Raw genomic sequence first — 23,969 nt, forward strand, 5'->3', positions numbered from 1 at the left:
TGCGAATAGAGGTTCGATTCTTGGTGAGGTCACGAACCAAAGGTGCGCAGCACCAAAAGCGCCAGCTTTTGAATCGAAGCCTGTGCTGAGCGGAGCCGAAGTGATTCCTGACTTGGCTGCGGAGTAGTTGTTATAGGCGTGATCAGCACAAAAGGAGTTGGTATTTGAATGCAATCCTGTGCTGAACATTCTAATATAGAACCAAATTTTTAAAGGCTCCATCCTTTTTGACCACAGCATTAATTGGATCATATCTGTATCTCAAAATGTTGTGTTATATACACCACTGTAAGCAACAACATTGCTACCTATTTATTTTTTTAGATATTTCAAAAAACTACTATGTTTTTTACGAGGTTTTTTTATCGAACTGAGGTTTTGTAACTCATGTCCGCTATTTGCTTAACTAATAAATGGCTGATGGACGTGGTTCTCTAGCTTGGCTTTGCTGGTATGTCCAATTTCAATGTCCTAGGGGTTCTGGCCACCTTCTTTCAAAATCGGGATTTGACCAGTGTTCTATTTACAACTTAAAACTCGGAAGGCTTACCTGTTTTTTGATAGATTAAGCCCATATATTTCAATATGAAACTTAACTGCGGAATAGTAATGCTATACGGAATACGGTTATTTTTTATCTGAATTTAGGTATATGGACAGTGTAAGTCGTCTATATGGTGATAAATCTTTAAGGCCGATTGTTTTAGATTCCTATATGCCTAATAATCAGATAAATTGTTGTGGCAATTTTAATATGGCGAGGTCCCTATTGGAGGTTATCTTAAGATCAAAGTTTAATTAAATCAACCGAAATAATATTAATACTAGAATTATTTTATGAAGCAATTAGTTGTATCCTTTTTTGCCTTTGGGCTTTTAGTGAGTTGTAATTTGAACAAGTCCAAATCTGATGTTGAACGACCTAGGGACGTTTGGGTCTTTAGGTCGGTTTTGGATGAAAAACCTAGAATGGCTACAGCTGCTCTGGACGAAAATCTTTGGCTTTCCTATGACACCCAAACCGCTACCTTGTATAAGGCCTGGAGTGGGGGAGTGTCATTTGATGGGGCGGTATATACAACCAATCACGGTCCCCAACCCACTAGCCTTGGGTATGCCTATTACTCCCATGAAGAGTCCTGGGTTCTGTTAAAGGATGGAGTGGAAGAGGTTCCAGAGGTCCAGTATAAGGGACATAGGTTTGAGAAGGGGGAAGTAATTTTTAAGTTCCAACTTATAACTCCTGAAGGAAGGGTAATATTGGTAGAGGAATCACCCAGGTACCAACGCGATGGGGATAAAAACGGATTGATCAGGTATTTTACGCTGGCCAACCCTACTGATTATAAGGTGGGTTTAAGGACTGTACTTTCTTCCCTGGAAAATGAAGGGGATTTTTCCACGGATGGCACTTTTGGGGAAATAAAGAAGGAGTTCGTACCCTTTGATGATGGCGAAATTATTGAAATTGAAGGCACCCTTCTATTAAACAAAGTCAATACAAAATTAAGCCTCTTTTTTCATCCCGGTTTTGATAAGCTGGAGGGGAATGCGGTAATTTCCGGGTCAGGGAATGGTGCACAACCAACAGGTGCGGCCCTTGTAGCGCAAAACGATTGTGTGGCCTGCCATAACGAAACGGCAAAGACTGTTGGGCCTTCGTATATGAGCATTGCGGAAAAATATGGTGATGATTCGGGAACGATCGAAAAATTGGTCGGTAAAATAAAGACGGGTGGAAGTGGTGTTTGGGGCCAGGCGGCAATGACCCCACATCCCGACTTGGATGATAATGACCTAGAGGAAATGGTGAAATATATACTTGCTTTGGATGACAATGGCAATAATGACTCCGAGGGCAACCCTTTAAAATACACCTTGGGCGAAGCATCCAATCCATTAAATTTCGAGTCGGATATGGAACCAAAAAATGGTGCCGGCCTTGTGGCCAATTTATATGTTAAGGATCCTATTGACAAGGAGGGGGGATATACCGAAGCTCCAATAAAGAACGGGGTAACCAATAGTATTCATGTACTCTCCACCAAGGACTTTGGGGAGTATGGCAAGGACATAAAAATTATTTTCCAGGGCGAGATAAAGATAGAGAAGGAGGATAGCTATGTGTTCAGATTAATTAGTGATGACGGTTCTCACCTGTATATTGATGATAAATTGGTTATAGACAATGGGGGATATCATGCTTTTGAGGCCATAGATGGGGAAACCTATCTAAAGGCGGGGAAACATGCGATAAAGATAGTTTTTGAACAGGGAGGTGGGGGCGCTGCAGTTTCCTTGCAATGGTTTGATAAAAAAACCAACACATTTGGGATTGTTTCCGAAGAAGTACTTTCCTATTCTTCCAAAGATTTTATAAAATCCAAACCATTGCCGCCTCCCCCTCCACAAGAGGTGCACATGCCGGGCGACAAAACATCACTGGTAGCTGTACACCCATCCTTTTCCCTTTACGATATGAGGCCCGATGGTTTTGAACCAAGGGTAGGGGGCATGGACTTTAAACCAGATAGCACCCTCGTTTTAAGTACTTGGGATGCCGATGGCTCTGTGTACTATATTAAAAACTATTTGGCGAAGGACCGCAATGACATTGAGGTAAAAAGAATCGCGACAGGTCTGGCCGAACCTTTGGGGGTCAAAGTAGTGGGCAATGAGATCTACGTATTGCAAAAACATGAGCTTACCAGGCTCATTGACCATGACGGTGATGAAGTTGTAGACGAGTACGAGACGGTGAGCAACGATTGGAGGGTTTCGGCCAACTTTCACGAATTCGCATTTGGTCTGGCGTATAAGGAGGGTTATTTCTATGCTACACTGGCAACCGCCATATTACCTGGTGGGGCAAGTGCCGATCCACAGATAGCGGATAGGGGCAAGGTCGTTAAAATAAATCCATTGGATGGAACTGTCCAATTTATAGCTTCTGGCCTTAGAACTCCCAATGGAATCGGACTCAATGGGGATGACGAGATTTTTGTGGCGGACAACCAAGGGGATTGGCTGCCCGCGTCCAAAATCGTTCATATTAAAAAGGGGGAATTCTATGGGTCACGGTCCGTAGACTTCAATGGTACTAAGGATTTGAAAGAAAAACTTCCAGTGGTTTGGCTGCCCCAGGACGAAATAGGCAATTCTCCCAGTCAGCCAACCTACTTAAACCTCGGCCCATATAAAAACCAGTTGATTCATGGGGAGGTTACCCATGGAGGTATAAAGAGGGTTGCTTATGAAGAGGTAGAAGGGCAATTACAGGGGAGTGTGTTCAGGTTTTCCCAAGGAGTCGAGGCCGGGGTAAATAGATTGGTATGGGCCCCTGATGGATCTTTGATTGTGGGTGGTATTGGTGTTTCGGGGAATTGGGGTCATTATGGGAAATTAAACTATGGTCTCCAGCGTTTGGAATTCAATGGGAGTTCCACATTTGAAATGTTGCGCATAAATGCGTTGTCCAATGGCTTTGAAATTGAGTTGACGGAGCCATTGGCCGGGGATATAACTTTAAGTCCGTCGCATATGGAAGTGGAAACTTGGTATTATTTGCCCACTCCAGAATACGGAGGCCCTAAATTAGGGAAAGCCAAAATGAAATTATCGCGGGTACAATTATCCAAAGATCGTAAGAAAGTATTTGTGGCTATCAATGGATTGCAGGAAAATCATATGGTCTACTTTCACCTAAACCCCACATTGAAAAGTGATACGGGGAAAACACTCTGGTCTACCGAGGCTTGGTACACCTTGAACAAAATACCTAAGGACAAGTCAATAAACGTAACGGACTATTAGTTGAAAGTCCATTGAACAGGGTCATGTAATCATGGCCCTGTTTTTTTATTACCTCTGGAATAAGCACTGTTCCGATAGCCAATGTTAAGATACCGTAGGTTTATGAATATTGACAAGGAGTTTTTAATTGATCTACAATATATTTTTGCTTATATCTATGTTTATTGGTGAAGGCTAAAAGTATCTTGTATATATAATTGAATTGCGAACTCTGGTCTTTGCTGTTGGAATACTGGGTCTCTAATGTAGTTCCTAAGACAGGGTGAATGGGACAAGGGTATATATATCCTATAGGAATTTTGACCTGGAATTTAGGGAATGGCCCTGTATTTTACCATTAGGCCTTCATATTGGGGAAAATGTATATATTTAACAAAAATCCTGGAAATTTAATATTATTGATAGGGCCAAATTGTGGGATAGAGATTTATAGCGTTTGAAATTCTGGTAATATATCCTATATTGGTAGGCGTTTATTTTTAATGATTGCTATGGAGAATTAATAAAATGGGTACCAGTTCCAGTTAAGAACCCTAGGGTTTATATTGGACATCATATATAAAACCCCTGTACTTTCCGATCCATTTGGAAAATACATGGACGATTACAATAATTTGGAACGAGGAATTTATTTAATTAAAAATACTATCGCAAACTAGACTGAGACTTATAATTAAAATCCTGAAAAACCACCACCACCAACGTGCATTCCATTTTTTTTATTGATCTTTTAAAAAAGGGAGATGAAGAGGCCTATGAAGCTTTGTTTCGCCTTTATTACGATAAACTATTGCATATATCCAAAGGGTATTTAGGTTCAATGGAGGAAGCAGAGGATATAGTTCAGAATGTATTTTTAAAGGTTTGGGAGCAGAAAGATAAGCTTGATAAGATCAACAATGTCAATAATTATCTTTATACGATGACCAAAAATGCATGCTTGGACCAAATTAAGCATAGAAAGGTTAAGAATTTATATTCCCATAATTATTACCAAGGAAACATGGAGGCACAATGCCGGTTTATAAAAGATGAATCGGCCTCTTTACTTTTGGAAAATGAACTAAATAAAAAGATTAGAAACAGTATTGAATTGCTTCCGGAAAAGTGCAAAAATGTCTTTATAAAAAGCCGGGTAGAGGGGCTGAGCAACAGAGAGGTTGCGCAAATACTTAATCTTTCCAAACGAACGGTAGACAACCATATCTTCAATGCCTTAAAACATATGAAATTCCATTTAAAGGATTTTTTGCCTTTTTTTTTATTTTTTTCAATTTTGGCTTAAGTACCTTTCCATTTTGAATCGTCTATACTTTATAGTATAGCAAAAAATTGTGGACAAGGAAAAAATAATAAAATATATAAGGGGTACCTCCACCCCTGCCGAGAATAATGCGGTTAAGGCTTGGATTGCTTCTTCGGTGGAAAACGAAAAACGATTCCATTGGATAAAGGCAGAATATATTGCCTCTACTTTTGACGAAACCACCAAACGTATAGATCTTGAAAAGGGCATTTTCCAGTATAAGGAAAACATAAGGCAACATATTGAAAATAGGCGTAAAAAGGTTAAGATCACAACTTTGAAATACGCTGCTATGTCGGCAGTTGTTTTTGGTCTTGGATGTGTCTTGTACCTTGTGAAGGGAGGGTTGGGTAGCCAGGTTGAAATAACCGATAATGCTATAAAGCTAGAATTGGAAAGTGGCAATACCCAAGTTATAAAGGAGGATGGCTCTATTTTGGTACTGGACTCCGAAGGAAGGGAGATTGGAGCCCAAAAAGGACAAAGCTTGGTGTATAGTAATAAGGTGGTCAAGGAAGTATTGGAGTACAATACGTTAAGGGTCCCTTATGGAAAACGATTTAATCTACTCCTTTCGGATGGTACCAGAATTATATTAAATGCGGGTACATCCCTTAAATATCCAATACAATTTATCAAGGGAAGTAAAAGGGAGGTTTTTTTATGTGGTGAGGCATTTTTCGAAGTTGCCAAAGATTCTTCCCATCCATTTGTGGTGAATACAAAAGGGTTGGATGTCAATGTGCTGGGAACCAGATTCAATGTTTCGGCCTATCCCGAGGATAGTAAAACCAGTACTGTTTTGGCCGAAGGGTCGGTGAGGGTCCATTTGCGTGGGCGGAAAGAAGGTGCCGAAAAACCAATATTATTGACACCTGCCCATATGGCTGCCTGGGAAAAGTCCCAAAATAAAATTAAGGTGGATCCGGTGGATGTAAATGAACATATTGCCTGGGTTAGTGGAAGGTTGGTCTTTAAGAGTAAACCTTTTTCCGAAATCCTCAAAGTACTCGAAAGACATTATAACGTCTCCATAATAAACAATTATACCTTTTTAAACGACCAAAAATTCCTGGCAAAGTTTGATTCCGAAACCATAGAGGAGGTGCTGAGGTCCTTTCAGACCAGTGAAGATTTTTCATTTGAGATAAATGGAAACAAAATAGAAATCAATCAACCCTTAAAACATGAGCCCATGACATAGAAAGCAATTTAAATTTCTTAAGAATTCGCTTTATAAAAAAATCGGAATATGCTACGAACATATCCCGATTGGGTAAGGCGATCAATTAAATTAATTAACCACCAAGAAACACATTAAAAGTATGAAAAAAATACTTAATATTTGGGGGCCTATATGGTATGGCCTTCCCAAGTATAATTTAAAAATGAAACTAACTACCTTATTTTTAATTATCACTTTCTTTAGGATCGAGGCCAATACGTATTCCCAGAATACAAAAATCTCCTTAGATCTTGATGCTGTGCATGTTATAGATGTGCTAGAGGAGATAGAGGCGCTGAGCGAATTCAAAGTGCTGGCTAACGAAAACCTATTGGACAAGCATCGTTTGGTGTCCGCACATTATAAGGAAAAAAGAATAGACCGAATACTACGGGACCTGTTTTCAGGGACCCAAGTTACTTTTACCGTTGTTGGCAAACAAATAGTTCTCCGCAAAAAGGAGGAAAAGGATAATCCTGGAATCAAGGTAATTCCATCTGCTCCCATTAGGGCCCCAATGTTACAACAAAAGATAGGGGGTACTATTACGGATGATCAGGGAACACCCTTGGCCGGGGTCAATATTTTAAAAGAGGGGACATTGATAGGTACCCAGAGCGATTTTGATGGCCAATATTTGATTTTGGCTACCAAGGGGGATCGTTTAACTTTTTCCTATTTAGGAATGCTATCCAAAACCATAACGGTGGGAGATTCGGATACAATTGATGTTGTGATGTTGGAAGATTCGGCCAAATTGGACGAAGTGGTCCTAGTAGGTTTTGGAACTCAGAAAAAATCCAGTGTAGTGGGAGCCGTTGAAACCATTTCCCCCTCGGAACTTAGGGTTACTTCAAGCAACCTTACCACAGCTCTTGCAGGAAGGGTTTCCGGTCTTATTTCTTATCAGAGAAGTGGAGAGCCCGGGGCGGATAATGCTGAATTTTTTGTGAGAGGTGTAACTTCTTTCGGTTATAAAAAAGATCCCCTAATATTAATTGATGGGGTAGAATTAACCCTGGACGACCTTTCTAGATTACAAACCGATGATATTGCCAGTTTTTCCATTTTAAAAGATGCTACTGCCACCGCCATATATGGTGCAAGGGGTGCAAACGGGATTATTTTGGTAACTACCAAGAGCGGTGTAACGGGCAAGGTAAAGATATCTGTTAGATTTGAAAATTCGTTTTCAAGCCCAACAAGAAAAGTGGATTTTGCAGACCCTATTACCTATATGCAATTGCATAATGAGGCGGTTAGAACAAGAAACCCAATAGGTCCACTTCCATATAGCGAAAGTAAGATTGCAAACACCATGGCCGGACTCAATCCAAATGTATATCCAGCGATCAATTGGCAGGAAGAATTGTTCCAGGACTTTACGAACAACCAAAAAATGAACCTTAATTTGAGTGGTGGAGGTAGTGCTGTCCGCTACTACTTGGCAAGCTCCTATGGTGTGGACAATGGTCTCTTGAAGGTGGATAAGCGCAATAATTTTAATAACAATATTAAGCTAAAACGCCTAACACTGAGATCTAACATTAATATAGACCTTACCAAGACCACAGAGGCCATTGTTAGGTTCAATGGTACATTCGATGACTATATAGGGCCAATAGACGGTGGAGCCGAAATCTATAAAAAGGCCTTGAGAACAAATCCTGTATTATATCCGAAATATTATGAGCCAGATGAGGCAAATGCTTCTACTGGTCATATTTTATTTGGAAATAGTGCAGGGAGCAGTAGTACCGGGGCCAGATATCTAAATCCTTATGCCGATCTGGTAAAAGGCTATCGTGAGAATAGTAAAACCTTGCTGTTGTCCCAGGTAGAGATCAAGCAAAATTTTGATATGATTACCCAAGGCCTAAAGGCCAGAATATTGATGAATACGACCAGGGCATCAGATTTTGATGTTATAAGACAGTATAATCCATATTTTTATGAAATAGGCCGCTATGATAAGGACACCGATACCTATACCCTTAATTCCTTAAATGAGGAAACCGGTACAGAATATTTGGATTTTAATGAAAATACCCCAAATATTTCAACCTCGTTTTATTTAGAGGGTGCAATTGATTACAGCCGTACATTTAATGAAAAACACGAGGTAACCGGGCTTGTGGTCTATACCAAGAGATCGTCCTTGAGAAATAATACAGGGAGTTTCCAAAAGTCATTACCCTATAGGAATTTGGGGGTTTCCTCTAGACTTTCCTATGGTTATGACAGTAAATATTTTGGGGAATTCAATTTTGGTTATAATGGTTCCGAACGTTTTTCCAATAATAACCGGTTCGGATTCTTTCCTTCTGCCGGTTTAAGCTGGGCTGTGTCCGAGGAATCCTTTTTTGAGCCTTTGCTCTCAGTAGTATCCAGGTTAAAATTAAGAGCTAGTTACGGAATTGTCGGTAACGATGCCATAGGTGATCAAGATGATAGATTTTTCTACCTATCGCAGGTAAATCTTGACGACGACGGTCGTGGGTATCGCTTCGGGAAGAATTTTGACTATTATCGCAGGGGGGTAAGTATTGGTCGCTATGCCAATGATAGAATTACCTGGGAAAGGGCGTACAAGTCCAATTTGGGTCTGGAGATCAACTTTTTAAACGATAGGGTGAAAGTATTGGCCGATGTCTTTAGGGAGAAAAGGGACAACATTTTAATGAACAGGGCTTTTATTCCTCCTAGTATAGGACTTGAATCGGATGTAAGGGCCAATGTAGGGGAGGCACAAAGTGAAGGAATCGATTTTTCCATAGACTATAACAACAGTTTTAATAAGGACCTGTGGCTTTCGGGAAGGGTCAATTTCACCTATGCAAGAGGTGAATTCAAGGTTTTTGAAGAACCTAATTATGTAGATGCACCTTGGCGTTCCCATCCGGGACAGGCAATTAACCAACAATATGGATTAATAGCCGAACGCCTTTTTGTAGACGAGGAGGAAGTAGCCAATTCCCCCCAGCAATTTGGTATTTATGGTGCCGGGGATATCAAATATCACGATTTGAACGGTGATGGCCTAATAGATGATAATGATAAGGCCCCAATTGGCTTTCCTACAACACCGGAAATTGTTTATGGATTTGGTTTTTCTATGGGATACAAAAATTTTGATCTATCCGGCTTTTTCCAGGGATCCGCCAGATCCTCTTTCTGGGTAGACCCTTACGCAACCGCTCCATTTATAGATAATCGTGATGCCGGTTATGAAAACGTTATTGATAGTAATGCCCTTTTGCAAATATATGCCGATAGCCATTGGTCGGAAGCCAATCAAGATGTATATGCCCTATGGCCAAGGTTATCAACGACCGTAAATGAAAACAACAGTCAGACCAGTACCTGGTTTATGAGAAATGGAGCCTTTTTAAGGTTTAAGGAAGTAGAACTCGGTTTTTCATTTCCTGACAGTTTGATCGATAAATGGCACCTTACAAAGTTTAGGATGTACCTGACCGGGACCAACCTTCTTTCCATTAGCAAATTTAAACTGTGGGATCCTGAGATGGGCGGTAATGGTTTGGGGTATCCTGTACAGAGGGTATTTAATTTTGGGATGCAAATAACATTATAACAGAAATTTAGGATGAAAAAATCAATATATTTAATCGTATTTCTCATGGGGTTATTTGCCTCATGTGATAATTACTTGGATGTAGTCCCTGATAACGTGGCTACCATAGATAATGCCTTTACGGATGAAGTACAGGCCAGGAAATATTTATTCACCTGCTATTCGTATTTACCAAATGTTAGTGGTGTGGGCTGGGTTCCAGGTTGGTATACAGGGGACGAATTTTGGCCCAATTCAGAGGTTTACAATTGGCTGCAAAATCCGTCCAATATTGCAAGAAATGCCCAAAATGCCAATGAACCCTTGCTTAATTTTTATGAGGGAAGAGGAGGTGGAAGCGATTTATTTCAAGGAATCAGGGTCTGTAATACCTTTATATCCAGGGTAGACAATGTTCCTGGGCTGGACAATGTTGAGAAAATAAAATGGAAGGCAGAAGCAAAATTTTTAAAAGCTTACTACCATTATTACCTCACAAAAATGTACGGGCCCATTCCGTTGATTACAGAGAACATAGATGTTTCGGCCACACCTGATGAAGTTAGGTTGCCTAGGGCATCTTTTGACGAGTGTATAAATTTTATCGTGGACCTACTTGATGAAGCTGCGGAAGGTTTGCCTACCACTATTCTAAATGAATTGGACGAGTTGGGCCGTATTACCAAATCCATAGCATTGGCGGTTAAGGCAGACGTATTACTTACGGCGGCTAGCCCTTTGTTTAACGGGAATCCTGATTACTCCACTTTTAACAATATAGATGGGACTCCTTTTTTTGGACCATATGACAAGGAAAAATGGAAGCGGGCAGCCGATGCCGGTTTGGAAGCTATAGAAGAAGCTGAGGCGGCGGGTGCCGTCCTGTATGAGTTTTCCGATTTAGTCGTTACAAACCCGTCAGCGGAAACGGTTCGCAAGCTTACATTAAGGGGTAGGGTTACGGATCCTTGGAACAAGGAAATTGTATGGGGTAGCTCGCAAAACGATGACCGGCAATACGACTCCCAAGCCAATTTTGTTACGGCCGGGGAAACGGTAACAGGACAATGGATGGCGCCCACTTATAGAATTGTGGAACAGTATTACACCAATCACGGTGTCCCCATTGAGGAGGACATTGCATGGGCAGGTAGAGATCCACTAGCGTTCAGAACGGCCCAGGCTTCACATTCCCTGGATATCCAAGAGGGAGCTGAAATTCCACAAATACACTTTGATAGGGAACCTAGGTTTTACGCCGATCTAGGATTTGATCGCGGTACCTGGTATGGTCAAGGTAAATTGGACGAAAATGATCAGCATATTGTAAAGGCCAAAAGAGGGGAGACTTCGGGAAAAAAGACCATTTCCAAATTCTCCATTACCGGATATTTTCCAAAGAAGCTGGTAAATTATGAAAATGCCTTTGGAACTAGCAATTCATATTCTAGTAAGCGCTATTCATTTCCTTATATCCGTTTGGCAGAATTGTATTTAAATTATGCAGAGGCCTTAAATGAATATAGTGGTCCCAGTGCAGAGGTATATTCCTATATAGACAAGATTAGGGAACGTGCCGGTCTGGAAGGGGTGGTGCAAAGTTGGGGGAATTATACCAATAACCCAGGGAAACCTACCAACGTAGATGGGCTGCGCGATATAATTCAGAAAGAACGCTTGATAGAACTGTCCTTTGAGAACCATAGATATTGGGACCTTAGACGGTGGAAACTACTACAAGATCATATGAACGGCCCAATACAAGGGTGGAATATAGATTCTGATCAAAATGATGGGTATTACAACTTGATTACCTTTTTTAATCAAAAGTTCACCATGCGCAATTACCTATGGCCAATAAGGAGCGAAGTCCTTTTGTTGAATCCTAATTTGGTTCAAAACCCGGGCTGGTAATTATTAACTAAAAAACATAAAAAATGAAATTTAATATACACCTTGTTGTTTTGGCATTGGGCATTATAGTTTTTGCCGGATGTTCACAAGATCAAAATCAACCCATCTCCAATGATGGCATAGCACCGGGCAAAATTATAGAGGCCGTAGTCACCAATATACCTGGCGGGGCTATTATTAAATATACCCCACCTAGTGATGAAGATCTTTTGTATATAGAAGCTAAGTATAGATTAAAGAATGGTAATGAGTTTAAGGTGAGGTCTTCTGTTTATTCCGATACCTTGGTTGTAAAGGGTTTTGGCGACACCGATACTTACAACGTGGATATCTATAGTGTAGATCGAAGTGAAAATGTCTCAGAGCCATTAAAAGTGGAGGTAGCGCCCTTAACGCCTCCAATTGAGAATATTTTCAAGACCATCAATATGAGAAAAACTTTTGGTGGCGTGAATATTACTTGGGAAAATGAAGATTCTGATCCAATTGCGGTCATATTAAGTGCCTCCACAAAGGAGGAAGGACCGGACGGTCCCTTGGAGGTCATTGAAACTTTCTATTCGGATGCCCCTAGTGGCAAACAATCCGTAAGGGGTTTTGATACCGATGCCTATCGCTTTAGGGCAAGGATAAGGGATAGATGGGGAAATTTTTCCGCGTACAAGGATGTAGTAATAAATCCGTACTTCGAGTCCAAGTTGGATAAAGGTTTGTTCAAGGAAGTAATCCTTCCTGGAGATGTCAAGCAAACAGAACCTTGGAATCCAAATGGCGGAAGTTCTATCCCAAGATTGTGGGACGAGAATACCGATAGTCGATTGGTTGGTTTCAATGGTGATATGCCGGATAATTACACCTATACTTTTGACCTTGGTGTTTTAGCCAGCTTGAGTAGGATGAAATTTTGGCAGTTTACACAAGGCGATGGCTATTATTTATACTTCGATGCCCAATATAGAAAATTTGAAATATGGGGTGCCAGTGAGTTGAATGTTAGTGGAGGCTGGGAAGGATGGACCTTACTCAAGGACTATGAAGTTGTAAAACCTTCGGGATTACCGGAAGGCCTGGGTAGTTACACCAATGAAGACAAGGAAATTGCTTTTGCAGGGCACGACATTGAATTTGGATTGGACATTCCAAAAGTACGGTACATCAGAATTAAGGTCAAATCTACATTTTCAGGCTTGGATTGGGGATCTTGTGGGGAAATGACCTTCTGGGGAGATATCAATTAATATTGAGGCCTAAATAATTAAATAAAATAAAGATGAATAATCTATCATATATAAGAAAAACAGTGTATTCCTTTTATCTATTGGCAATTATGGGTCTAGTGCTAGGTTCCTGTGATAAAATGGAAGATAATTATAAAGCGTTTATTGCGGATGGAGAAGTAACCTATACGCCAAAAGCACTCGATATAGAAGGAAAGTCCGGTAATAAGCGAGTCCAATTGGAATGGGATGTTACCAGCAATACCAATATTGAAAAATGGTTGTTTTCCTTTGGGGAAAAGACTATTACGTTGGACAATACAGACCGGGAAAACTCTCATAAAACCTATATCCTAGAGGATCTGGAAGAAGGTGATTATGTCTTTTCTGTACAGAGCATAAGTAAAAATGGCAGTAAATCTCTCGCTACAGAACTACCATTAACCGTATTTGGGGAAGCTTATAGGGCTTCTTTAGTACCCAGAAGGTTAAAGTCCTTTGCCTATGACGGGGTTCAGGGCCTTGCCGATTTTGCTCCGGCTACCTCCTTGATTAGAAATACCGAAGTGAGATATACTTCAAATGGGGAGAGTATCACAGCAATTTTGGATAAAGAGGACGAGGTCATTGAACTCCCAAACTTGGATTTTACACAGGTGGTGGAATACCGTACCTTTTATGTTCCTACGGGTGAAAAGGATGGGGAGGAAACCGTGATAGATGAATTTGCGTCCGATTGGCTAACGGTAGAAAGACCAGTGGCTTTGGAGGCCATCCTGGAAAGTGCTGTGGTGAGTCCCGTTCTTGGGGGAGCCATTATAAGTTGGGAAAACACCGATTTGATGAATATTGATGTTCAAATGAATTATCTCAATTGGGATAATCAAGAAGTTTCTGTTTCCCTGAACTCAATGGCCGACACCGAGGAGGTATACCTCCCTTTTATGATGGGAGGGACGCAATCTATAAGGGTAGCAATGGCAGATGAAAAAAAGAATGCCATAGTCAGATTTATCGAGGTAGATGTTGTGCAAACCAATTACTTGGACAGAAGTGGCTGGGTTGCTTTGGAAGTTTCATCCGAAGCCTATGACGGCTGGAATATAGAAAGAATGTGGGATGGGGACCTAAATACGGCATGGCACTCGCCCTGGGGAGGAGCTTCCCAATATCCGCATCATTTTGTCATAGATATGGGTGAGGAAAAGACACTTACCGGTTTTAAGATTGCAAATAAATGGGACGATAGGGTGCCAACAAAAACAAAGTTTGAAGTTAGTACGGATAATGTAAATTGGACCGATCTAGGGACATTTAACAATCCCGACCAATACAGTAATGATCCACAATTATATGGATTGGCCGGTGAGCCCAAGGCACGCTACTTTAGAGTAACATTTGTTGAAGGTGTAGGTTCCGAAGCCGTAATAAGGGAATTTGATGTTACGGGTATTTAGACAACGTTATGCCCTTTTAATTTTATAGGTTTTGGTGTAAGGCCACCTTTATAAAATAGGCTCCCAGGAAACTGGGAGCCTATTGTTTTTTAAAACCGATGCTCCATTAGGACTTTAAAAGTGGGATGGATGGCAATTGGGAATATAGGGTAGTTTGGGAATTAATGGGGTATTATAATATATCTGCCAGTCGCGTATGCTGGAAAGAATGGGTAACCGCTTCCATTCATTGTTCTCCTACCCATGAACCAACTGGTTTTTGGGAATACTGGAATAACCCCCATTTTTTCCAAGTATTTCCAATAACTTTTGTATCCTGGATTTCTTTCTTTCAACCTTTGATTATTTAGGTTGATCTATTTTTAAGATTTCCAGTGGGGCATTGTTTTTGGCAACTATCAAGTGTTGCCCGTTGATCAATTCCAAGTCCCTAATCTCTCCTTCGACCCATAATCCGCTTTCGTTGGGACTTACGGACTTAAAGCCCTGTGGACTACCTTTTAGGAAACTGCCAAAACTGGCATCATACCTGCCAAATTCAGGTTTAACACCATATAAATTACCTCCACAAACCAAGTCCAAATAGCCGTCATTGTCAAAATCTTTTACTACAAACGCGTATATGGGAGTAGTTTGGACTTCATAGGGAAGTGTCTTTACTTCGAAATTTCCTTGGCCTTGGTTAATTAAGAGAGAGGATTGTAAGTTGGTAACCTCTAATGTAATACTGCCCTTCATCTCCTCCGCAGTAAAAATGTCATGAACCGAATTGAATTTATAGCTCTCATATTTGAGATATTTTTTTTTGAGATGGGGCATTTGATTTACCAAATCGTGTTTCAATGCAATGGGATAAGATTCGTCGTTATTGTATCCACTTATTATCTGTTCAACCTTTCCGTTGGAGTCAAAATCATTGACATACATGGATATGGGTTTGCTCAAGGTAGCCCTGAACCTGGAATTTTCCCCATGGTTGCCCAAGACGAAGTCCATATCCCCATCATTGTCAAAATCCCCTTCCTCGATTGTATTCCACCAGCCATTGGTTCCGGACAAACCTGCACTTTCTGTACGGTTCAGAAGTGCTCCCTCCACATTTTCAAAAACACTTACTGGCATCCAATCTCCCACGGTAATCAAATCGGGGTCTCCGTCTAAATCGATATCGCTCCACACAGCATCTGTAAACATACCGTATTTTAACAATCCTGGGGCCTTTGCCGAGGTTACGTTTGTAAACTTTCCTTTATTATTCTCCAGTAAGTAGCCATTGCAAGGGAATCCATAGACATTGGGGACCAACCTAATTCCCACAAACAAGTCGGTATCGCCATCCCCGTCATAGTCTGCAGCCTTTACACAGGAGCTACTTTCAAATTTACCATTAGGAAGGATTTGTGAAGACTTAGAGAAACCTCCTTTGCCATCATTGATATACAAAATGTCGCTTAAGGCTACCGAAGTATTGGAAAATTCATTGCCCCCATTGGCAACATATAAGTCCATATCCCCATCTTGATCTGCATCAAAAAAAATAGCGTCTACTACTTCCCCCTCCTTGTCTGCTTCAAAAAGTGCCACATTGGTTTGGAGGTAGTCATTTTGATTATTTTGTATATACAGTGCGCTGGAAGAACTCTTTGCACCGCCAATAAAGAAATCCTCAAGGCCATCCCCATTAACATCTCCTACCGTTACTTTTGGCCCCTCGGTGGACAACATGAAATTTATTAGTGGGTCCCGGTCAAAATCCACATACTTGTTTTCTTTATGGGAATATAGACTTTCATACCGGGACAAGGGAAAGGAGAAAATTCTATTTTCCTGTTCAATTTTATTTTTGGCAACTGCTGGGTTGGTATCTTTGAAATAGGATAGCTCCAACATCTGATTTATGGCTATGTCCTTCCGGAAAGTTGTTTTTCCATCTGGCCATTTCACTAATAGGGAATCAATTTTGGCAGATTTGCCTAAACCAAAATTGGGCCTTGGATCAACTGAAGACTGAAAGCCCCTTGTGGCGTTTAATTCTTGAAAATGTGCGGTGCCATCTACCCAAACGGTAATTTTGGAGCCAATTGCCATGGTGTTGTTTTTACGGCCATCAAGTTTCAATTTTAAATAGCCATTTTCAGGGAAAAACTGCCTTGCCTTGTTTTTATATACAAAACATGGCATATTAACATTGTTGACTACAAGGTCCAAATCCCCATCGTTATCCAAATCCCCATAGGCCGATCCGTTGGAAAAACTGGGCTGCGACAAACCGTAATTCTGGGATACATCTTCAAATTTGTTTCCATCCAGGTTTTTAAAGGCTACATTTGGTATGGGGTTGGATGGGATGACCTCTACCAGTTTTTCAAAATTTATTTTGTTATTGGTCGCCATTTCCTTTCTGGTAGCTTCATCCGAGATAAACTGGATATAATCTTGATCGGTAAGGTCCTTGAAAATTCCATTGGCTACAAAAATATCCTTTAGGCCGTCATTTTCCATGTCGAAAATTAGGGCGCCCCAACTCCAATCCGTCGCTTCAACTCCCGAGAGACGACCGGCTTCGGAAAAGAAAATATCCTCGCAATAAGGTTTTTTCCCCTGGTTGAATTGAAGTGTATTCCTGGTAAATTGATGATAGTAATCATTCTCCAGGTTAAATTGATACTTATTCCAATTTTCAAATGTGGTCTTTGTTTTCAGGCGGGCTTCATCCTTGGGTAACATCTCAGTCACAAAAATATCCAGAAGTCCGTCGTTGTTCAAGTCGGCAGCATCGGCTCCCATAGAAGTTGCGCTAATACTTTTGGTTTGTGACTCCAAGGTCTCTCTAAAGGTTCCATTTCCATTGTTCATGTAAATATAGTCCCGTTCAAAAAAATCATTGGAAACATATATGTCTGGCCAATCATCATTGTCAAAGTCTCCCACGGTGACTCCCATGCCAAACCCTATTATACTACCGTATATTCCGGCATCCTGGCTCACATCCTTAAAATATCCTCCTTCATTTCTATATAATTTATCACCACCAACACTATCCCGTACAAAACGTTCGTTTATCCGTAAATTAAAGGTGCCGATAGGTCTAAAGGAGTTGTTTAGTAAATACATATCCAAATCGCCATCCCTATCATAATCGAAAAATGCGGCATGCGTACTAAATCCCATATCCGCCACTTGAAACTCGGTGGCTTTTTCCGTGAACGTTACTAAACCTTTACTATTGGGACCATTATTGATAAACAATTCATTTGGCCTATTACCTCCTTTAATATTCCCTGAATTACAAACATAAATATCCAGCCAGCCATCCCCATTAACATCTGCCATGCTTACCCCTGTAGACCAGGACTGTCCTCCCTGTACACCAGCCTTTTCCGATACATCCCTGAAACTAAACCCGTCCTCACCTTTATTAAGGTACAGTTTGTTTTCAGACATATTGGAGGTGAAATAAATATCCAAAAATCCATCGTTATTAACGTCTCCCAAGGCTACCCCTCCTCCGTTGTAATAATTTCTATACTTATACACATTAAAATCCGAACTGAATGTCAATTTATTAATAAAATCAAGGCCAGTTTCTTCCGTGGATAACAAACTGAAAAGCGTATTGGATGGGGGCTTTTCCTCTATACGGTCCCCACATGAATTGCAACAGTAAAAAACCCAGAGTATTACCAGGCCTTTTTGAATTATTCCCAATTGAACTATTTGGTTTAATCGCATTATGTTTTAGATATTAACACTATTTAGCTATTGGTTTTTCTCAGATTAGTGAATCTGGCATTCACTTTTGCCTCGTCCTTTTGGAATAAAGTGATTCTTTGGTTGCCCAAAACCCATACTAGAGCTGGTCTAGCACTTTGGTTGGATTTAAATTGAATAAAATTTGGACCATATTTATTCCTATAAAGATTAATAACATCTTTCCACAGGAGGTCATCTGTGGTGCGTTTGTTCCAAGGAGCCCAGCTAACATAGCTATAGGTAACCCTCATAACCTGAATGCTGTCATTGATATATTCTGGAACAAAATTCATTCTGATCTTGGTGTCAAATTCATCAATTTCGCATTGTACACTCATGTCACCCCCTTGTGACACTTTGCCCTGGTGTCCCAGCGCTGTAATATGATTATAATATTCATCATAGGTCATCCCAAAATATACGCCATGGAATAAGGTGTCATTGGTAATTCCACTATTTAATTGGTTTTTCACCAATTTTCGGTATTGTATTGCAGGATCACAACCAATTAACATTGATAAAAAGAATCCCAAGAAGAAAACAATACGTATTTTTTTTACAAGCTCGCTTAATGAGAAACAGTTCTGCATAGTCAATTCTTTTGAAAAGTCATTGTTGTTTTCTTTAGTATCCAATAGGAAATAAATAGTTTCATATAACATTTCCGCCAATACACATGGCAATTCTATTAGAGATAATGCAATGATTTTGAATTTACTAGAGGATCTATACACAAAAAAGCAATGACCTCGAGGAAGGATTTTAAAGATACTAACCTCGAGGACCATTTGCAATCAAACTAACTAACTCAATTTTCTAATTATCAATATCCAGGATTCTGGGTCAAACTTGCATTGGAGTCAAGTTGATTCTGTGGTATTGGAAATATTGTTTTGGTGGCATCTGATGGAGCTTTTTCAAACCAGGCATCACCATATGTTCCAAATCTAATCATATCATGTCTACGGATACCTTCAGCAAACAACTCCCGGCCCCTTTCATCATAGATATTCTTTTCTGTGAGTTCCGTATAGGGCAATACTCCTGCTCTATCCCTTACGGCGTTTACAAGGGCTAAGGCAGTACCTTGTTCCCGATCCAATCTCCATAACATTTCTGCTTCCAAAAGCACAAAATCTGTGTATCGGTATATTGCAAAATCATTGTTCATGTCTATCCTACCACCTTTTTCATATTCAAATTTCGACAATCTTGCACCATCTTGCCTTAACCAGAATAAGCCATTGGTAGAAGTTGGGTGCGGTGTAAATACCAGGATGGCCCCATCTGGGTCTTCTGGTTCAAAACCATTATCAATCAAAGGTTCGCCGCTGCTACTGAATTGTTGTCCCACAAGAAAATTCCCTCTTACACTGGCATTTTCTGGCACCCCTTTTCTCTTATCCGTATCTTCATAGGAATCATAAAACTCGCCGACCGAAGTCCAGCCGTTCCAAGGTTGATAGGCTAAATCATAGGTATCCTGATTAGCTGCATGCAAGGATATTACTCCCATAATATTGCCCCTGGCATTGGTTTCATCATAAGGAATGGCAAAAATAAACTCGGATGTTCCCTGGGTATCCGCATCAAAATTGATAAAGTATTCCAACGTCATGCTAAAGGCACCAGAACCTGTTATTTCCCTACAGGCCGCCAAGCAATCCTCCCATCGAGCTTCTCCTATATATTCCTCGGAATTCGCATATAATTTGGCCAAAGTTGCCTGTGCGGCATAAAAGTTCATCCGTCCATAGGACGATGACACATTTTTAGAGAGATCGTTAAGCGTAGATTTAAGCTCACTTTCTATGAAGTCGTAAACCTCTTTACGCGAAGCACGGGAGGGTTTGGGGTTGTCGTCCAAGAAATCGGTAATAAGTGGTACTCCCCCGTACAGATCCATCAAGTGAAAGTAGTAAAAAGCCCTAAAGGCCCTAAGCTCGGGCACAAACGCCAGGGCTTCATCCGTACCTATTTCCTCCAATTGATAAATGACCCGGTTACATGAATTTACACCAAAAAATAGCATGTTCCAATTGATGTTGAAATAAGGCTCCGTAGGAAGCCATTCATGCCGGTGCAAACGCTGCCAATGTCCGTTTTCATACCAATCCGTTCCTGTAGTAGGAATAGTCATCTCGTCTGTGGAAGCCTCGTTAAGAGACCACATATTGTCATTGCCCAGATAGTTATATAGATTCGTATAGATACTTCCTATAGAGGTGACCACCTGTTCATCTGTTAAAAAGAAATTATCGGCGGTAACCTCGCTATATACCTCCTCTTCCAAATCGAAGCATCCTAAGAATAACAAGGCGCCTATGAGTAAAGTTCCTATTTTAAGATTATTTATTTTCATTACAAGTCTTTTTTAAAATTTAGCATTTAGTCCCAATGTGAAAGTTGTTGAGGTAAACCAAGTATTTCTACGGTCTATTCCTGGAGCCAATACATTTCCTCCGTCGGCATATCTAACTTCTGGATCCACACCGGTATAATCGGTAATTGTAAACAAATTTTGACCTGTAGCGTATAATTTTAATCCCTTCAAAGCCTTAAAGTCTGAAACATCAAAATTATAGCCAATATCTAAATTTTGTAATCTAAAGAACGACGCATCTTCTACATGATAGTCTGAATAAATGGCTCTATCGGTCAACTCGGGCAGGTAGTATTTGGTTTTAGTTACATTATATGCCAAAGACACTGATTGAGCTTCATAAAATGCTCTAAACGTATTGATCAAATCATGTCCAAAAGACCCTCTGAAGAACGCATTCATATCAAATCTGCCGATTTTAAGTGAATTATTAAATCCGATTTCGTAATCCGGCAGACCATTTCCAATAATCATTTCATCTTTGGTGTCTATTGTTCCATCACCGTTTTGATCCTTAAACCTCCAAGTTCCGTCATCATTGACACCGTCAAATTGCCATCCAAAAAACTGGCCAATTTCTGCGCCTTCTTCTACTTGGATCAAATTAACATTCTGGCCAGGAGCACCCATAATGGCCAATTTTTGAACCCCATTATCACCAAAAGTGGCATCGTCTCCCGAAAGTGATATTAATTCAGTTTTATAGGTTGAAAAGGTGAAGGTAGGTGTATAGGAAAAAGTCTTTCCTAAATCTAGATTGTAGGCAAGGGTTACCTCTATTCCGGCGTTTTTAATTTCACCTACATTCAACCACTTATCTTGATACAGGTTAGGTGGAACTGAAACAGGAAGATTAAAAATTCCATCAGTCGTTCTTCTATCGTAGTAGTCTATAGAACCGGAAAGACTGTCGTCAAAAAAGGCAAAGTCCAAACCAAAATCCAATTCCTCCTTCTTTTCCCATTTTAAATCCGGATTAGGGTTGCTAGAAGGCCGAAAGGCTGGTATAAATTCCCCATTATAGAAGAAATTATTTCCAGAACTGAATCTTAATTGGGAAAGATAATTGCTCGAGGGCACAGCACCGGTGATACCATAACTTCCCCTAAGTTTTAATTGGGTTATTTTGTCACTATCCAATAGCTGTGAAAAATCTATACCAGCACCAACCCCGGGGAAATTTCCCCATTTGTTATTTTCTCCAAATTTGGTAGACCCTTCTCTTCGTATGCTCGCATTAAGGAAAAATGTATCCAGATAATTCAGACTCACTCTTGCAAAACTGCCGATCAATTTGGAAGCACCCTTATAACTTCCCACATTCCCCAGTCCATTGGTAAAATCTTGAGAAAGTCCGAGGTTGTTGTACAATAGCTCATCGGTAATAAAATCTCCTCCATTTGCATTGAAGCTTTCATTTGTAAATTCTTGATACGAATAACCGGCAACGGCATCCAGACCAAAATCCCCCAAATCTTTATTGTAGGACAAGGTAGTTTCAAAAAGCTGGGTCTCAATATCATTTATATTCCTTGAAGCACTTCCGTTTGAGGAAAATCCATTCAAATAACTATCACTCCTGTAGTAGGAACCATCTAGCCAGCTAATATCTTCTCGGGAGTATCGGGCACCAATCTTCAAACCGTCAATCAACTTAAAATCCGCATCTACGTTAATTAGACTGGCTTTGCGTTTTTGATCGTTATTGTTTTGTTCAAGAACGGCTACAGGATTGTAATAGCCGAACAAAATTTCCTGCCAATATCCGCCAAACCTTTCAGCTTCAGGCCCTCCATGCACAGGGGCTGTAGGATTGTAGGTAGTGGCAAATTGAAATGCCGCAGCATTACCTTTTTGCTCTTTTCTATTTTGACTTGTTAGGTTTAAAGACACCCTTAACCTATCATCAATAGCTCTGTGGGTAATATTGACCCTACCTATAAGTTGTTGAAAACCAGTATTAAGTGCAATGCCTTCAGCATCCCTGTAATTTACAGAAGCCCTATAGGTAGTTCCTCCGTTACCTCCACTAAAGGAAAGGTTATGTACATGGGTTGCAGCAGATCTGGTAATTTCATCGAACCAATCCGTCTCACTGCCATGGTCTGTACCACCAACGGCTATAAATTCGGAGGGGGTCATTACAGAGGGCTTGCGAGCCACATTTTCCAGGCTTACATAAGTATTGTATTCCAGAACGGATTGACCCGCCTTCCCACTCTTCGTGGTAACCAATACTACACCACTGGAGCCCCGTGTGCCATAAATGGCTGCAGCAGAGCCATCTTTAAGGACATCCATAGATTCAATATCATTTGGGTCGATAGTTAATAGCGAAACCCCTGGAACACCATCAACAACGATTAATGGACCTGTATTGGCCCCTAAGGTGGACAATCCTCTTAACCTGATCGAAAAACCGCCATTTGGATCGGATCCCGGATTAGTAATGCTTAAACCTGCCACTTTACCTTGTAGCAATTGTGCCGGATTGGTAATATTGCCTGTGTTAAAGTCCTCTGCCTTAATACTTGTTACGGCACTGGTTATTTCCTTTTTCTTTTGTGTACCGTATCCCACAACAACTACTTCATTTAATTTGGAAGCGTCAGGTAACAGTGCTACTTCAATATTGGTGAGCCCATTGAGCGGAATTTCTTTGGAGGTATACCCGAGATAGGAAAACACTAGTATAGCATTCCCATCGGTAACGGATATGGAAAAGTTTCCATCAAAATCGGTCTGTGTTCCCTTGGTGGTTCCTTTTTCCAGTATATTGGCACCTGGCAATGGCAAACCATTTTCGTCCAATACGGAACCTGTAACCAAATGTCCTTGTTTTAAGGGTTTGGTTATTGCACTCAATGCAAACTCCGATTTTGAAGGTTGTATTTCCTTTTTAATTATTATGTGCTTGCCATATATCTCATAAGTTACTAGATCGTTATTGAAAATCTTATCCAAAATGGGCTCAATACGTAAATTTTTCACCTTTAAGGTTATTAATTTATCGAGTTGCACGTCCTCATTTTTATAAAAGAATTTAAACTCGGTCTTACTTTCAATCTCCGAGATAACGTCTGCCAAAGTTGACAGGGAAAGGTCAAGACTAACCTTCACGTTTTGGGAATATCCGGAATTTGCCTTTAATTGAAAGAGGGTGACAATAAGAAAAAGGAAAGTTAATTTCATTTTCAAATCAATTTTAGGAACGATTTTGCACAACCATTCCACGGTGTTTGGTTTTTTCATAAATTTGAATGATTTTTAAGTTTGTTACAGACAGCTGTAAAATCAGTTTTGAAATCGGGGAATGCAGCAACATTT

At 40.4% G+C, this 23,969-nt stretch carries 12 protein-coding genes; 7 read left to right on the plus strand and 5 right to left on the minus strand.

Going from position 1 to position 23,969, the window contains the following annotated elements; genetic code table 11:
- The first annotated feature begins 837 nt into the window (after window positions 1–837).
- The 7 genes from C7972_RS03930 to C7972_RS03960 all read left to right on the plus strand — a co-directional run bounded on the left by C7972_RS03930 (window position 838) and on the right by C7972_RS03960 (window position 14,506).
- On the plus strand, window positions 838–3,813 hold the full coding sequence (locus C7972_RS03930) for a PA14 domain-containing protein (RefSeq protein ID WP_110354928.1): 2,976 nt from the start codon (window positions 838–840) through the stop codon (window positions 3,811–3,813).
- Between the two features lie 703 nt (window positions 3,814–4,516).
- Complete coding sequence (locus C7972_RS03935) at window positions 4,517–5,098, plus strand: RNA polymerase sigma-70 factor (RefSeq protein ID WP_110354929.1); 582 nt, start codon at window positions 4,517–4,519, stop codon at window positions 5,096–5,098.
- A 49-nt stretch (window positions 5,099–5,147) separates the two neighbouring features.
- Window positions 5,148–6,323, plus strand: a complete 1,176-nt coding sequence (locus tag C7972_RS03940; protein ID WP_110354930.1) for a FecR family protein — start codon at window positions 5,148–5,150, stop codon at window positions 6,321–6,323.
- Window positions 6,324–6,444: 121 nt separating this feature from the next.
- Window positions 6,445–9,939, plus strand: coding sequence for a TonB-dependent receptor (locus C7972_RS03945; RefSeq protein WP_110354931.1), 3,495 nt, complete (start codon window positions 6,445–6,447; stop codon window positions 9,937–9,939).
- Window positions 9,940–9,951: 12 nt separating this feature from the next.
- Window positions 9,952–11,832: a RagB/SusD family nutrient uptake outer membrane protein gene (locus C7972_RS03950; protein ID WP_110354932.1), complete on the plus strand. Its 1,881-nt coding sequence runs from the start codon at window positions 9,952–9,954 to the stop codon at window positions 11,830–11,832.
- A gap of 23 nt (window positions 11,833–11,855) precedes the next feature.
- Window positions 11,856–13,070 carry a DUF4959 domain-containing protein gene (locus C7972_RS03955; RefSeq protein WP_110354933.1) on the plus strand — a complete coding sequence of 405 codons (1,215 nt, stop codon included), beginning with the start codon at window positions 11,856–11,858 and terminating at the stop codon, window positions 13,068–13,070.
- 32 nt (window positions 13,071–13,102) lie between these two features.
- Window positions 13,103–14,506, plus strand: coding sequence for a DUF4998 domain-containing protein (locus tag C7972_RS03960; protein ID WP_110354934.1), 1,404 nt, complete (start codon window positions 13,103–13,105; stop codon window positions 14,504–14,506).
- A 161-nt stretch (window positions 14,507–14,667) separates the two neighbouring features.
- Here C7972_RS03960 and C7972_RS23735 read toward each other — a convergent pair whose 3' ends face one another.
- From C7972_RS23735 to C7972_RS03985, 5 genes are all read right to left on the minus strand, one after another.
- The gene (locus C7972_RS23735) at window positions 14,668–14,841 is read right to left on the minus strand and encodes a hypothetical protein (protein ID WP_181422813.1); all 174 of its coding nucleotides are present in this window, start codon (window positions 14,839–14,841) and stop codon (window positions 14,668–14,670) included.
- A gap of 7 nt (window positions 14,842–14,848) precedes the next feature.
- Window positions 14,849–18,238 (minus strand): VCBS repeat-containing protein, encoded by a 3,390-nt coding sequence (locus tag C7972_RS03970; RefSeq protein WP_110354936.1) that lies wholly within the window; start codon window positions 18,236–18,238, stop codon window positions 14,849–14,851.
- A gap of 23 nt (window positions 18,239–18,261) precedes the next feature.
- Window positions 18,262–18,849 (minus strand): hypothetical protein, encoded by a 588-nt coding sequence (locus C7972_RS03975; protein WP_181422814.1) that lies wholly within the window; start codon window positions 18,847–18,849, stop codon window positions 18,262–18,264.
- A gap of 233 nt (window positions 18,850–19,082) precedes the next feature.
- Window positions 19,083–20,621, minus strand: coding sequence for a RagB/SusD family nutrient uptake outer membrane protein (locus C7972_RS03980; RefSeq protein ID WP_110354938.1), 1,539 nt, complete (start codon window positions 20,619–20,621; stop codon window positions 19,083–19,085).
- Window positions 20,622–20,633: 12 nt separating this feature from the next.
- Window positions 20,634–23,834 carry a TonB-dependent receptor gene (locus C7972_RS03985; RefSeq protein ID WP_181422815.1) on the minus strand — a complete coding sequence of 1,067 codons (3,201 nt, stop codon included), beginning with the start codon at window positions 23,832–23,834 and terminating at the stop codon, window positions 20,634–20,636.
- Window positions 23,835–23,969: the final 135 nt, after the last annotated feature.

Source organism: Arenibacter sp. ARW7G5Y1 (assembly GCF_003201775.1).
In the GTDB taxonomy this organism is placed as follows: Bacteria; Bacteroidota; Bacteroidia; order Flavobacteriales; family Flavobacteriaceae; genus Arenibacter.

What these genes read in the sequence shown, in the direction of transcription:
- C7972_RS03985 (WP_181422815.1), bottom strand. Translation starts at nt 23,834, where the DNA reads ATGAAATTAACTTTCCTTTTTCTTATTGTCACCCTCTTTCAATTAAAG.
- C7972_RS03950 (WP_110354932.1), top strand. Translation starts at nt 9,952, where the DNA reads ATGAAAAAATCAATATATTTAATCGTATTTCTCATGGGGTTATTTGCC.
- C7972_RS03960 (WP_110354934.1), top strand. Translation starts at nt 13,103, where the DNA reads ATGAATAATCTATCATATATAAGAAAAACAGTGTATTCCTTTTATCTA.
- C7972_RS03970 (WP_110354936.1), bottom strand. Translation starts at nt 18,238, where the DNA reads ATGCGATTAAACCAAATAGTTCAATTGGGAATAATTCAAAAAGGCCTG.
- C7972_RS03975 (WP_181422814.1), bottom strand. Translation starts at nt 18,849, where the DNA reads ATGCAGAACTGTTTCTCATTAAGCGAGCTTGTAAAAAAAATACGTATT.
- C7972_RS03930 (WP_110354928.1), top strand. Translation starts at nt 838, where the DNA reads ATGAAGCAATTAGTTGTATCCTTTTTTGCCTTTGGGCTTTTAGTGAGT.
- C7972_RS03945 (WP_110354931.1), top strand. Translation starts at nt 6,445, where the DNA reads ATGAAAAAAATACTTAATATTTGGGGGCCTATATGGTATGGCCTTCCC.
- C7972_RS03980 (WP_110354938.1), bottom strand. Translation starts at nt 20,621, where the DNA reads ATGAAAATAAATAATCTTAAAATAGGAACTTTACTCATAGGCGCCTTG.
- C7972_RS03955 (WP_110354933.1), top strand. Translation starts at nt 11,856, where the DNA reads ATGAAATTTAATATACACCTTGTTGTTTTGGCATTGGGCATTATAGTT.